This is a genomic window from Limnoglobus roseus (genome assembly GCF_008254045.1).
In the GTDB taxonomy this organism is placed as follows: domain Bacteria; phylum Planctomycetota; class Planctomycetia; order Gemmatales; family Gemmataceae; genus Limnoglobus; species Limnoglobus roseus.
In genome coordinates this window covers 8,270,483-8,283,097 of record NZ_CP042425.1, presented here as the reverse complement: position 1 = coordinate 8,283,097, position 12,615 = coordinate 8,270,483, and the positions used below count along the sequence as shown (strand labels likewise).

Below are 12,615 nucleotides of genomic sequence, written 5' to 3'. Positions count from 1 at the left end.
CCCCCGTCCGGTCCACGAAGGTGAGGCATGACGCTCGAACCGGAACTGCACTACTTCCACAAACCGCACGAGCCACAAACCGGGCTGAAGCTCGGCGAGTTCCTGCCGGTGCAAGACTTCCTCGCCGACGAACCGGCGTGCAAGGAACTCTGGGCGCTGCTGACGAACCAGTTCCGCACCCGCGGCAAGTTCCTCGCGATCTGGCCTGGCGTGCGGTACGTCGCCGTTCACCGGGACGCGGACGGGAACGCCGACGGGTTCTTGCTCGTGACCGCGCCGGTCAACTGGCAGATCGACTACGTCGTCGTGAAGCCGGAAAGCCGCGGGCAGGGCATCGCCACGCAACTCGTACAAACGGCCCTGCACCACGCCTACCTGCACCGCGCCCCTTACGTGATGCTCACGAGCAAGGAATCGCTCCGCCCGCTGTACCTCGCGTGCGGGTTCATCGTCGTGCAGGACGCGGCGACCGCCGACGCGGCGTTACCGGCTAAAGGTTGATCTCACTCAGGGAGGGAATCATCATGTGTGGAATCATCGGCTTCACCGGGCAGCGCGAGGCTTCGCCGATCCTGCTCGAAGGGCTTCGCCGTCTCGAATACCGCGGCTACGACAGCGCCGGCATGGTCACGGGCACGGGCAGCAGCTTGCACCTGCGGAAGAAGGCCGGCCGCATCGCGGAACTGACGAAAGCGGTCCACACCGCCCCCGCCCCCGGCACCTTCGGCATCAGCCACACGCGGTGGGCAACCCACGGCGGCGCGACCGACCAGAACGCCCACCCGCACTTCGACGCCACCGGCACCGTCGCCGTCGTCCACAACGGCGTCATCGAAAACTACCTCTCGCTCAAGCACAAGCTGCAAGCCGAGGGCGTGACCTTCCACTCGGACACCGACACCGAGGTGTTGGCGCACCTCATTGGCCGGTGCTATCAGGGCGACCTGATGGACGCAGTCAAGCAAGCACTCGGGCAGGTGAAGGGCACCTACGGCCTCGCCGCCGTGTCGAAGACGGAACCGGGCGTGATCGTGGGCGCGCGACTCGGCAGCCCGCTCGTCATCGGCATCGGCGAAGACGGTCACTATCTCGCATCGGACGCGAACGCGCTGGCCGGCTTCGCGGACAAGGTCGTCTATCTCAACGACCGGCAGATTTGCCAGATCGACCAGGACGCTTGGGTCATTCGCAACCAGGACCTGGACACGGTGGACGCGGCCGTGCAGGACATCCGGCACTTCCTCGGGGAAGGCGAGTCGGACAAGGGCGACTACCCGCACCACATGCTCAAGGAGATTTACGAACAGCCGGAAACCGTCGCGAATGCGATGCGCGGCCGGCTCGACGACTCCGACAGCACCGCCCACTTCGGCGGCCTGAACCTGACCGCGAAGCAACTCCGCAACATCGATCGCGTCGTCATGACCGCGTGCGGCACCAGCTACCACGCCGGACTCGTGGGCGAGTACCTGTTCGAAGAGCTGGCCCGGCTGCCGGTGGAAGTCGAGTACGCGAGCGAGTTCCGCTACCGCAACCCGCCGATGGACCCGCGGACGATTTTGGTGGCCATCACGCAGTCGGGCGAGACGGCCGACACGCTGGCCGCGATGCGGGAGGGCAAGCGGATGGGCCACCCGGCGCTCGCCATCTGCAACGCCGTCGGCAGCACCATCGCCCGCGAGGCGGACGGCGGCGTGTACCTGCACGCTGGCCCGGAAATCGGCGTCGCCAGCACGAAGGCGTTCACCAGTCAGTCGACCGTGCTGACGATGCTCGCCCTCTACTTCGGCCGGACGCGGCACCTGTCGAGTTTGCAGGGCCAACGCATCATCGACGAACTCCGAGCACTGCCGGACGCGATCCGCAAGGCCCTCGGCTGCCACGAACAGGTGAAGAAGATCGCGAACCGCTACGCCGAGTGCAACAATTTCCTCTACCTCGGCCGCCAATACCTGTACCCGGTGGCCCTGGAAGGGGCGTTGAAGTTGAAGGAGATCAGCTACATCCACGCGGAAGGGTACCCGGCCGCCGAGATGAAGCACGGCCCGATCGCGCTGGTGGACCCCCACACGCCGAGCGTGTTCCTGGTGCCGCGGGGCAACGTCTTCGACAAGGTGATGTCGAACATGCAGGAAATCAAGGCTCGCCGCGGCCCCGTGATCGCGGTGTGCAGTGAGGGCGACCGCGAGGTGGCGACTGTGGCCGACGACATGATTACCGTCCCGGACGTGCCGGAGTACCTGCAACCGATCGTGACGGCCATCCCGTTGCAGTTGCTCGCCTACGAGATCGCGGTGCTGCGAGGTTGCGACGTGGACAAGCCGCGGAATCTCGCAAAGAGCGTCACGGTGGAGTAAAAGCAAGACGCCCGGCCAAAATCGGCCGGGCGTCTTCGTTTGATTCAATTCGTCATCGCGGAAACCCGACCGGACTCGTCGGCGGCGACAGGGCCAATGGCGGCGGGAGGATGTTCTTCGTCGAAGACGGCGGCACGGCCATCGGCATCGCGGGGACGAACGGTGGCGGAATCGTATCCGGCATCGAACTGGAACCCGGTGCCGGAATGCCGCTGCTCGGGAGCGGATAGCTCGGGCCACTCGACGGGTAGCTCGGGCCGTAAACTGGGCCACTCGAAGGGAAGCTCGGGCCGCTACTCATCGGATAGCCGAGCGTCGTCGGCGAACTGCACGCGGCGTTGTCCCGCGTGGCGCTCGTTAGCCTCGCCGGGGGCGCGTCGCAGGTATCCCGGCTGAAGAGCTTGCACTTGCTCTCGCCGCACGTGTGACGGCAACCACTCGTCGTCGCGAGGATTGCCACGCCGAGTAGGCCCCACCACATCCGTTTCATGACCCCCGCCTTTCGTCGCCGTCGGACTGTTGGATGAAGAACTTCAATCAATTCTCCCTCCGCGCGAGAAATTACCAACGCCACTCGCGGAAAAAACAAAACCCGCCGGGAATCCCCGGCGGGTAGAAGTGGCGCAACGCACGAGCTTTCGCCAGTCGTTGCAACCGGCTCAACCGTCCTTCTTGGCCGTGCCGTCCTTGACGTTGTTCTCCTTCAGGAGGTAGTCCACGGCCGCTTCGAGTTGCTTGTCCTTGAACGGCTTCAAGGGCTTGCTGTTGGGAGCGTCCGCCCGCTTGATAAGTTCCTTGTCGTGCAGGAACTCGGCGACGGCATACTCTTCCTGCTTGTCGAGTTTGATCTCAAACCCCTTGTTCGGCACCACGCCCCATTCTTCTTCGGGCTTGCCGCTGGTGCTCCGCTTGTCGATGTTCCGGCCGAGCGGCGGGAAGTACCGGGCGATGGTCATCTTGAACGTGCCGCCCGTGGGGCTGAAGTCTTCGACGGTTTGTACGCTCCCCTTGCCGTAGGACCGCTCGCCGACGACGACCGCCCGGTTGTAGTCTTGCAGCGTCTGGGAGACGATCTCCGAGGCGCTGGCGCTGGTGCCGTTGACCATCACCACCATCGGGAACTTCGAGCGGTTGAAGTTCATGTTCGGGCTTTGGCCGTCGCGGTACTCTTCGACCTTGCCACCCGGCCGCGGCTTGATCTTGAGGAGCAACCCGCTTTCCAGGAACATGTCGGACACGGCGAGCGCGCCGCCGAGGGTGCCGCCAGGGTTCGTCCGCAGGTCGAGGATCATCCCCTTCATCCCGTCCTTGCTGAGCTTGGTCACGACTTGCAGCAACTCGGGCGCGGTCATCGGCCCGAACTGCGTGAGGTGGACGTAGGCGATCTTGTTCGTGTCGTCGAGGTAGTAGTTCCAGTTGTCCTTGTCGTCGCGCTTCACGCCCAGCACGGTCTCCAGGCTGACGCGGGCGCGTTGCAGGTCGAGGACCATCGGCTCCTTCTCCCCCTCGCGCTCGACGACGACGGTGATCGGCGTGCCGGGCTTGCCGAGGATGATCTCGATGGCCTTGTCGGTCTTCATGCCCTTCAGCGAGATGACCTTCGGGGCGTCCGGGGCGAGCGCCTTGCCGTCGGAGTCCAGTTCGCGGCGGACTTCGGTAATCAGGTCGCCGGCCCGCATCCCGGCCTTGTACGCCGGGCTGCCCTTGATCGGCGAGACGACCAGCAAGCCGTCGCGGGCCAGGTCGCGGCGGATGTGAACGCCGATGCCGCTGTACGCCGACTTCCACCGGCTCTCTTCCTTCCGCATCGTCTCCCGGTCCACGTAGACCGTGTACGGGTCTTCGATGCTGTACGCCATCATGCCCAGGGCCAGGTCCATGTCCTTGCCGTCGTCCAGGTCTTCGCGCTTGCCGAGGCCGAGGCGGACTTCTTTCAGCAGGTCCACCTGTTGGGCTTCCGTCAGCCCCTTCGGCTCCTTGATCTTGGCCTCAACGGCGGCCGGCATCGGCTCGTCCAGGCGGCGGTACAGGCCCTTCACGCACCCGGCGGTCAACGTCCCCGTCTCGATCGGCTTGACGTACCGCTCGTTGAACCGTTCGGCCCCTTCGAAGACGACCTTCGCGAACTTCTCCGCGTTGGCGGGCGACAACTTCATCGTGTCGAGGAGCTTCTGCCGTTCGGCCCGGAAGGCGTCGATGTTCAACTTGCCGTCGACGAGTTCCTGGTACGTCTTGCGGAGCGCCTGCGGCGTCTTGAGCTTCGGCATCCGCTCCAGGTACTTCTTCCCCTCGGCGGCTTCGTCCTTGTTAATCAGGTCCGATTTGGTGAGCGCGGCGAAGGCGTCGATCCGCTTTTTCGCTTCCGGGTAGGCCGGCGAATTGCTCACCACGAAGTGCGACCGGGCCACGCCGACGACCTGCGGGGTGGCTTCCTTCTCGCTGGTCGTCTTGCCGAGTTTCTGGGCCTGTTGGGTGACTTCTTTGTCGAGGTACTCGGTCAACTCGTCGATGGTGACGACGCCGTCCGCCTCGTTCCCGTCCTTGTCGGCCGCCCCCTTCATTGCCTCCATCGCGGTCTTGGCGAAGAGGCCGTGGTCGCCCACGTTGATCGGGTCGTTGCCGGGCAGGTACGAGAGGATCACGACCTTGTCGCCGAGCTTCGGCGCGTCGTCGTCCTTCGGCTCGTCCTTGCCCTCGGCCAGCACGCCGAGGAAGGCCGCGGCCATCGCGCTGGCGTTCGGCTCGGCGAGGGTTTCCTTGCCGGCGTCGAACCCCTTGAACGCGAGGTCGGTCAGCACGCAGAGCCGCTGCGACTTGACCAGCTTCATCTCGTGGGAGACTTCCTCCGCCGAGATGGCGTTCTTGCTCCGGTCGGCGACGGTGCTCTCGGTGGCGAAGAACGACACCTTGTCGAACCCGTTCGGCGCGCCGCGGCCGAAGAAGCAGACGAACAGGAGGTCGTCCTTGCCCGTCTTCTCGACGCCCTCGTGCAGCGCGCGGAGGATGTTCTCCTTCGTCGCCTTCCGCCCGTGCCGCTTGTCGTCCGGCGTGGACGTCAGCAGAGCGATCCGGTCTTCCGGGATGCCAACGGTCTTCGCGTCGGCGAGCAGGTCGTACATCGACTTCGCGTCGGCGTCCGCCGTCGGCCGGGGCTGGATGGCCTTGTCGTCGAACTCGCCGACGCCGATGAGGACGGCGTAGCGGCCCTGGCTCGGCTTGGGTGGCGGTTCGTCGGCGGCACGGGCGGCCGGCGCGACCAGCGCCGCGGCCAACACCGCACTGAGGAGGAAGTGCCTCATGAGTTGTCACGATCCTTTCGGAGTTGGGTCGGCTATCGTGCCGGTGGGTCTGCGGATATTCTATTCTGCCAGCCGGCCGGGAAGGGCGTCAATCCGAAGAGTTGACGGCGCGTTACACGAGAGCGTCGAGCGGGCTGCGGACCCCGGCCGCCCCGCGGGCGAGGACGTGGGTGTAGATCATGGTCGTGCTCACGTCGGCGTGGCCGAGCAGTTCTTGCAGGGTGCGGATGTCGGCCCCGGCTTCGAGCCGGTGCGTGGCGAAACGGTGCCGAAAGGTGTGACAACCTACTTTCGAGGGCTTGGTTCTTGGGTGCTCGCAGAGACTTGCCGGTCGCGGGCGAGGTGCATCAAAAACTCTTTCACGGCGGTCGCGCTCAGGTCGGCCGGGTGCCGCCACACGTTCCCCCGCTTGTGGAAGCGGATGTACCGTTCGATCCAGCGAGTGGAACTTTGCGCGGTGCCCCAGGCGTAGTGCAGGAGGCGGAGTTTGGCGCGGACTTGGTCCAGGAGTTTCACGACCATCCTCCCGTTGATGTGTTATGTCGCGCGGCGCGGGCGTAATCGCGTTATGTCGCGCGGCGCGTCCATTGGCAAGTGTGTTACGGCCTGGCACCGGTAGGAACGGCGGAGAAAGCATGGCGAAAAGTATTGGACAGGCCGTTTCGTTCGTAAGTATACTCCAACAACGTGTGAGAGAATTACAAGTTCGGCGGCAGAAGCCCCGAGCCGGCGGAGGGTGCCGGATGGATGCGTGGGAGCGGCTCCACTGGCTCTTCGAGACCGACGACGGCGGGCTGTACGACATTCGGCTGGCGGGGTTGGACGAGTCGGGGGTGGTGGCCGCGTTCGAGTTCATCCGCGCTCGCTCGCCCGTCACCCCAGACGCCCACTTCTGGCACACTGGGCTGGAGCGGGACGAGCGGGTGGCCGACTACCCGGACGCGGCCCGGCTGGTGGCCCGCAGGGTGGCCGAAGCGGTCCACGTGCTTGCCCCAGGCTTGGAGTTCGCCGGTGTTGTTCTGCCGGACTTGGGCGTGTTCGTGTGGCCTGACGAGGTGACCCTCGACTACCGCATGGGTCCGGAGTGGGGCCGGCCGCAGTTGCTCGCCTTGTTCGAGTTGCTGCGGCAGTTGGTGGCCACGACGGGCGGCCGGGTGGAGTTGGGGTCGGGGGCCGGGGCCACCGTGAGCCGGCAGTTCGCTGGCGAGTTGGAGGCGTACTCGGCTGGGTGTGCCGCAGACGCCGAACCAGGCGCTGTAGCAGACCGGGGCCGCATGTAGCGGTTCCGGGATTCAAAGCTCCCCGAGCGGCCCCGGCTGCTGAGCTGGGTCGTTCGGCCCCGGAAGGAGCGACCGTGGCGTTCTACGTCTACGAACGCTTGGGCGCCCAGGCCCGGTACGGGGACGACGCGGACATCGACTCGGTCGTAGCGGACTTGTTGGAACAACTCGGGGAGGACCCGGCCGACCGGGAGTATGCCGAGGTGTCGGTCCATCACGGCGACTGGTACGTCGCGGCCCACGTCAGCGGAGTGCTGCGTCTGGGGCAGAGCCCCGGGGGAGCTGCCGGCCGCAGGCGGAAGCGTATCGCGGCGGTATACCGCCGAGCCGCCCGGAAGGCGGAGGTCGTGCGACTGCTACGGCTGATGGCGGGCGGTGATGTCGAGGCGGTCCAGAAGGCGGGGTGGGTGTCGGAGGAGCAGCTGCCGACAGCCGTAAAGGACCTGTTCCGCTGAGGTCGGGCCGAACCCGGCGCTGCAGCAGACCGCCGGCTCATTAGCGCTTTTCGCTGGTTCGGCGGCTCCGGTCGTGACATCATGCCCGGGCGGCTGCTGAGCTTTATGTTCAGCCCTTTGACAGCCGGTTCAGCACTTCGATTCCGCGGTCGAGCGTTTCGTCCTTTGCCGCGTAGCTGATGCGGAAGTGCGTGTCCTTGCGGCTAAACACGCCGCCGGGGATGACGAGCAGTGAATTCTTCACCGCCTCCGTCACGAACTCTGTGCCCGTGCCCCAGGGCGTTTTCGCAAAGAGGTAGAACGCCCCGCCCGGCACGTCGAACTCGAAGCGGTCCCGTAGGCCCGCACACAAACGGTCGCGCTTCCGCTTGTAGTCGGCGACGATGCCGCTCACGTCAAAGTCCATCGCCGCGAGGCCGGCGTACTGCACCACGCTCGGGGCACAGACGAACGTGAACTGCTGGAGCTTCATCATTTCGTCGATGATCGCCTTCGGGCCGTGCGCGTAGCCGAGCCGCCACCCCGTCATGCCGTAGGTCTTGCCGAAGCCCTCAATCACCAGCACGTTCGAATCGAACTCGGCCGGGCTACGGGGTGTCGTGTCGTAGTGGAACGCCTTGTAAATCTCGTCACTAAGAAGCAGCACGTTGTGCCGGGCGGCGATCTCGGCGAGTTGCTTCTGCACCGCGACCGGTACCGTCGCCCCGGTCGGGTTGGACGGCGAGCAGAGCAGAATCACCTTCGTCCGCGGCGTGATGGCCGCCTCGATCTTCGCCGGGTCGATCTGGAAGTTCGGGTACGTGCCCACATACACCGACGTGCCGCCGGCGAGCGTGACGAGGTGTGGGTACGCGACGAAGTACGGGTCCGGCACAATCACTTCGTCGCCGGGGTTCACGACCGCCATCATCGCCAAGAGCAGGCCGCCGCTCGTGCCGCTGGTGATGATGACTTCGCGGTCGGCGTGCCCAAGTGGCTTCAAGTCGGCCTTGATCCGCTCGCGGAATTCGGCCAAACCCTGCGTGACGGTGTAGCCGTTTTGGCCGCGGTCGATGGCGTCTTTCGCGGCCCCCTTGATCGCCTCCGGCACGTCGAAGTGCGGCTGGCCGATACTCAGGTTGATCGGGTCTTTGAGCGACTTGCCGAGGTCGAAGACCTTGCGAATGCCGGAGACTTCGATGGAGCGGGTACGGTCGGCCAACAATCGTCTCGGGTCCACGGGTCGTCCTCGTTTACTGAAGCGGCAAGTGATCTCGTCCCGGCAGTTGTACGGGGGCGAACGTCCCCTTCCCACCCGTCACGACGCGAACGAGGTCGTCGCCGCCGACCGGCGTCGGCAGCACGAACAGTTCGCCGTACAGGAAGCCGCACCGACCGCCGGTGAAGCCGTTGGCCGACGTGAGGTAGTGCCGCACCTTCGCGAACCGATCGCCGTCGAACTGCGAATCGTAAGCCTGCACCGCCGCCAACTTCTGCTCGATGGTGTCGCTGATGTCGATGACAAACGTCCCCGGCCACGTCCGCACTTCCGCGTCCGACGGGAATGGCACGTAGACGAGGTGCGGCACTCGGTACGGGTCGGTTCCGTCGAATCGTTCGTTCCACTTCGTCAATTGCGAGTGGAACCGTGCCGCCTCGGCGATCAGCCCACCCTGGTAATGGTCCGGCGACCCGGCCGGCGTGCGACCGAACGCGGCGATCACGATCTTCGGCTTCATCTTGCGGAACGCCGTGGCGAGGGCGTAGCGGTTCTCGGGGCCGTCCATCAGGATGCGGTTCGGGAGATCGAGGTTCACGCGGACGTGAACGCCGAGAATCTGGCGGGCGGTTTCGGCCTCCTGCTTCCGCTTGGCAAGGCTGCCCCGCGGCGTCGGTTCGCCACTGGTGAGGTCGATGATACCGACGCGATACCCCTGGTGGACGAGCTTGGCGAGCGTGCCGCCGCAGAGGATTTCAAGGTCGTCGGGGTGGGGGGCGACAGCGACCACGTCCACAGTTTCCAACTCTGTTTCATCGGCCACAAGTGACTCCCTAGGGGTGGGGTGTAACTTACGGGGGGATACCGCCCGGGACAGCCGGTCTTGCCCGCCCCGGTCGGAAACGCTACGTTGTGTGAGAGGCCAAGTGGCGGAATGGCAGACGCACTCGACTCAAAATCGAGCACCTAACAGTGTGTGGGTTCGAGTCCCACCTTGGCCACTGATCGAATTGCAGGAATCGCCCGTCTTTAGCGAAATCCCTTTGTTTTCAATCGGTCCTTTGTCCCCTGTGGTGGTTTTGCGCAACGGCGGATGCTTTCTATACAACCGGTGTGCAGGTTCCGCATTCGTTGTGAAGCGTTTCCGAGGTGCGAAGTTCGGGTCGATGCCGAGTTCGTACTTCGCGTGATTCACGCACGTCAAGTTGTGGCAGACCACTTTTGCCAAGCACTCGTTCGTCATCGCGAGCGTCGTTTTCGATCGGAGCGATTCGCCGAACTTCCGCTTCATGGCGGAGAACGCCGATTCGATGTTGCTCCGCTTGTGGTTGAAGTGCGGAGCGGGCCGCGGTCCAAAGGCCGCACGAAACCAGGACCGCAAAATTCATAAATCCTTCCGTGGCGCACGTCACCGACCCGCGGATGCCGAGATCGGTCGCGCAGCTACGGGTGGCGCGGTACGATGGCGGGGGTGATGATGTGCGAAGAGGCCCGACGCGCGAATCATCCGGCACAACGTGAACAGGCGGGCCGCGACGGGAACTATTTCGGCCGACCCGGCGGTCGCGCCGCTGTGACCGCCGCCTACGATGACGGCTCACGCGAGTGACCCGGCGACGGGGATCCGGCCTGTCCGGCAGTCGTGGCCAGCGGTGAGTGCCGGTAGACGCTCGGGGAGTGCCCCGCTATCAACCGCCGCCGCCCGTGCCTCTCAATCCTTGTCGATGGGCGAGCGGGCCGCAGAGTTGTGGGTGAGCCGGCGAGAAAGGCGAACCCTCACCCTATACCCCACGAACCCGAAGTGCCCGGAGCAAACGAAGCGAAGCGGCGGGGAGGAATTGATGACAACGACGTGATGGTTACGTAGGAGCTGCGCGGGCTTCGGGTCATCTGCCATCCAGAACCGACCTCAACTTCCGAAGCAAGACGGTCGGGGTGTAAGGCTTCTGTAGGAAGGCGACATCGGCACGGAGAATCCCGTGCCGGACGACCGCGTCATCGGTATACCCGCTCAGGTACAAGACCTTCATCCGCGGGAACTCCGGGCGTAAAGTTTCGGCGAGTTCGCGGCCGCTCATCTCCGGCATGACCACGTCCGTTACCAACACGTCGATGTCTCGACCTAACGCTTTGGCAAACCGAACGGCCTCCCGCCCGTTGGCCGCCGCGACGACATCGTACCCCTGGTCCTGGAGGACCAATAAGCTCAACTCGCGCACGCCCTCTTCGTCCTCGACAAAGAGGACGGTCTCGGTCGCCCGCGCCGGGGCAAAGGCGACGGCTCGGGGCAGTGGCGTCACCGGCGCGTCGATCACCGGCAAATAAATCTTGAATGTCGTCCCCAGCCCAACCTCGGAGTACGCTCCGATCACCCCGCCGGACTGCTTGACGATGCCGTGGACGACCGACAGGCCCAGCCCGGTCCCCTTGCCCACGCCCTTGGTGGTGTAGAACGGCTCGAACACCCGCTCCCGGACGGCCGACGGCATGCCGACGCCGTTGTCCGACACGGCGACCAGCACGTGCCGGCCGGCCGCGACCTCGACGTGCGTGTTCAGGTACGCGGAGTCCAGGACCACGTTCCGCGTCTCGATCGTCAGCTTGCCGCCCCGCGGCATGGCATCGCGGGCGTTCACCGCCAGGTTCATGAGCACCTGCCCGACCTGCCCGGCGTCCGCCCGCACCCGCCCGATCCGCGGGTCGAGCACGGTCGCCAGTTGAACGTCTTCGCCGATCACCCGGCGGAGCATCCGCTCGGTGTCGCCGATCACCGCGTTCATGTCGAGGACCTGCGGGTCCAGGATCGACTGGCGGCTGAACGCGAGCAGTTGGCGGGTTAACCCGGCCGCCCGCTCCCCCGCGTCGCTGATGGCCTGGATGGAGGATCGCTTCGGATCGTCTGCCGCCAAGAAGGTCATCATCAATTCGCTGTACCCGGAGATGACTGTCAACAGGTTGTTGAAGTCGTGCGCCACTCCGGCGGCGAGTTGGCCGACGGCCTCCATCTTCTGCGCCTGCCGCAGTTGCTCCTCCAAGTTGTGTTGCTCGGTCACATCGATACATACACCGGTCCAGCAGACGATTTTCCCGCAGTCGCGGACCGGGGCGGCGAAGACGTGCCAGTGGCGGTAGTGGCCGTCGGGTTTGCGGACGCGGAACCGTTGAGTGTACGGCCGACCGGTTCCCAGCAACCGCGGAACCTCACCCAAAACGCGATCCAAGTCATCGGGATGGAGCCCGGGCTTCCAGCCGTAGCGGGCAATGACCTCTTCCGGCAGGCCGAAATATTCGTGCCAGGGCGGGTTACAGTTTATCGTGTTCCCGTCCAAGTCGCACGTCCATACGACCGCCGCCAGGGCATCAATCACGGCCCGGTCACGAGCCTTGCTGGCCCGCAATTCTTCGTTGGCCAACTCCAGTGCCGCGGTCCGCTCGCGAACTCGTCGCTCGAGTCCGTCCCGGCCCGCACGAAGTTCGTCCTCCACCCGCTTTCGTTCCGTCAGGTCGCGGGTGATCTTGGCGTACCCGGTCAAAACGCCGGCCTCATCCCGTAAGGCGGTGATAACTACGTTTGCCCAGAACCGTGAGCCGTCCTTGCGGACCCGCCACCCCTCGTCTTCGTAGGACCCCGTCGCCGCCGTAGCGGCAAGCCCCGCCGCCGGTCGACCGGCGGCCTGGTCCTCCGGGGTATAAAAGGAGGAGAAATGCCGCCCGATGATTTCGTCCGCCCGATAGCCCTTGGTCCGCTCCGCCCCGATGTTCCAGGTTCTCACCAAGCCCGACGGGTCTAGCATGAAAATGGCGTAATCTCGAACTCGCTCGGCGAGGAGTCCAAAGAGTGCACCTTCATACGTCAAAGTAGGAGGGGATACATTGGCCATAGAGACTCCAAAACAATCACGATTGTAGGTGCCCAGGCTCGCCGAAAGATCAAAAGATGCGAAACTGGTTTCACAATAGGTCAGCGTGAGGAGATTTTGCCAGGACGTGGAGACGATATTATCAGTTTGTGTGAGTCATGAATCT

General features: G+C 64.9%; 10 protein-coding genes, 1 tRNA gene and 1 pseudogene. 5 read left to right on the top strand and 7 right to left on the bottom strand.

Features of this window, described 5'->3' with window-relative positions; translation table 11 throughout:
* Positions 1-27 precede the first annotated feature (27 nt).
* Together PX52LOC_RS35475 and glmS are read left to right on the top strand one after the other, a co-directional pair.
* Entirely contained in the window at positions 28-501 is a 474-nt protein-coding gene (locus tag PX52LOC_RS35475; RefSeq protein WP_149114518.1) for a GNAT family N-acetyltransferase, read from the top strand.
* A gap of 23 nt (positions 502-524) precedes the next feature.
* On the top strand, positions 525-2,357 hold the full coding sequence (gene glmS, locus PX52LOC_RS35470) for a glutamine--fructose-6-phosphate transaminase (isomerizing) (protein WP_149114517.1): 1,833 nt from the start codon (positions 525-527) through the stop codon (positions 2,355-2,357).
* A 52-nt stretch (positions 2,358-2,409) separates the two neighbouring features.
* Here glmS and PX52LOC_RS35465 read toward each other — a convergent pair whose 3' ends face one another.
* The 4 genes and pseudogenes from PX52LOC_RS35465 to PX52LOC_RS35450 all read right to left on the bottom strand — a co-directional run bounded on the left by PX52LOC_RS35465 (position 2,410) and on the right by PX52LOC_RS35450 (position 6,178).
* Positions 2,410-2,847, bottom strand: coding sequence for a hypothetical protein (locus tag PX52LOC_RS35465; protein WP_149114516.1), 438 nt, complete (start codon positions 2,845-2,847; stop codon positions 2,410-2,412).
* Between the two features lie 169 nt (positions 2,848-3,016).
* Positions 3,017-5,656: a S41 family peptidase gene (locus tag PX52LOC_RS35460; protein ID WP_149114515.1), complete on the bottom strand. Its 2,640-nt coding sequence runs from the start codon at positions 5,654-5,656 to the stop codon at positions 3,017-3,019.
* A gap of 112 nt (positions 5,657-5,768) precedes the next feature.
* A pseudogene (locus tag PX52LOC_RS43085) lies at positions 5,769-5,945 on the bottom strand (tyrosine-type recombinase/integrase); the annotation flags it as partial.
* Complete coding sequence (locus PX52LOC_RS35450; protein WP_149114514.1) at positions 5,942-6,178, bottom strand: site-specific integrase; 237 nt, start codon at positions 6,176-6,178, stop codon at positions 5,942-5,944. The gene PX52LOC_RS35450 and the pseudogene PX52LOC_RS43085, both read right to left, overlap by 4 nt.
* Before the next feature lie 221 nt (positions 6,179-6,399).
* On the opposite strand from PX52LOC_RS35450, the gene PX52LOC_RS35445 reads away from it, so the two are divergent.
* Both PX52LOC_RS35445 and PX52LOC_RS35440 read left to right on the top strand, forming a co-directional pair.
* Complete coding sequence (locus PX52LOC_RS35445; RefSeq protein WP_149114513.1) at positions 6,400-6,936, top strand: hypothetical protein; 537 nt, start codon at positions 6,400-6,402, stop codon at positions 6,934-6,936.
* A 74-nt stretch (positions 6,937-7,010) separates the two neighbouring features.
* On the top strand, positions 7,011-7,391 hold the full coding sequence (locus tag PX52LOC_RS35440) for a hypothetical protein (protein ID WP_149114512.1): 381 nt from the start codon (positions 7,011-7,013) through the stop codon (positions 7,389-7,391).
* Positions 7,392-7,500: 109 nt separating this feature from the next.
* On the opposite strand, the gene PX52LOC_RS35435 is transcribed toward PX52LOC_RS35440, so the two are convergent.
* Positions 7,501-8,610, bottom strand: a complete 1,110-nt coding sequence (locus PX52LOC_RS35435; protein WP_178132593.1) for a pyridoxal phosphate-dependent aminotransferase — start codon at positions 8,608-8,610, stop codon at positions 7,501-7,503.
* A 13-nt stretch (positions 8,611-8,623) separates the two neighbouring features.
* Entirely contained in the window at positions 8,624-9,412 is a 789-nt protein-coding gene (locus PX52LOC_RS35430) for a PIG-L family deacetylase (protein ID WP_149114511.1), read from the bottom strand.
* 97 nt (positions 9,413-9,509) lie between these two features.
* On the opposite strand from PX52LOC_RS35430, the gene PX52LOC_RS35425 reads away from it, so the two are divergent.
* Positions 9,510-9,590: transfer RNA gene (locus PX52LOC_RS35425), tRNA-Leu, on the top strand.
* Positions 9,591-10,475: 885 nt separating this feature from the next.
* Here PX52LOC_RS35425 and PX52LOC_RS35420 read toward each other — a convergent pair.
* On the bottom strand, positions 10,476-12,470 hold the full coding sequence (locus PX52LOC_RS35420) for a hybrid sensor histidine kinase/response regulator (protein WP_149114510.1): 1,995 nt from the start codon (positions 12,468-12,470) through the stop codon (positions 10,476-10,478).
* Between the last annotated feature and the right edge of the window lie 145 nt (positions 12,471-12,615).

Bases quoted from the DNA above. Each gene is read 5' to 3' on its own strand.
- PX52LOC_RS35450 (WP_149114514.1), bottom strand. From the start codon at position 6,178: ATGGTCGTGAAACTCCTGGACCAAGTCCGCGCCAAACTCCGCCTCCTG.
- PX52LOC_RS35475 (WP_149114518.1), top strand. From the start codon at position 28: ATGACGCTCGAACCGGAACTGCACTACTTCCACAAACCGCACGAGCCA.
- PX52LOC_RS35465 (WP_149114516.1), bottom strand. From the start codon at position 2,847: ATGAAACGGATGTGGTGGGGCCTACTCGGCGTGGCAATCCTCGCGACG.
- PX52LOC_RS35420 (WP_149114510.1), bottom strand. From the start codon at position 12,470: ATGGCCAATGTATCCCCTCCTACTTTGACGTATGAAGGTGCACTCTTT.
- PX52LOC_RS35460 (WP_149114515.1), bottom strand. From the start codon at position 5,656: ATGAGGCACTTCCTCCTCAGTGCGGTGTTGGCCGCGGCGCTGGTCGCG.
- PX52LOC_RS35445 (WP_149114513.1), top strand. From the start codon at position 6,400: ATGGATGCGTGGGAGCGGCTCCACTGGCTCTTCGAGACCGACGACGGC.
- glmS (WP_149114517.1), top strand. From the start codon at position 525: ATGTGTGGAATCATCGGCTTCACCGGGCAGCGCGAGGCTTCGCCGATC.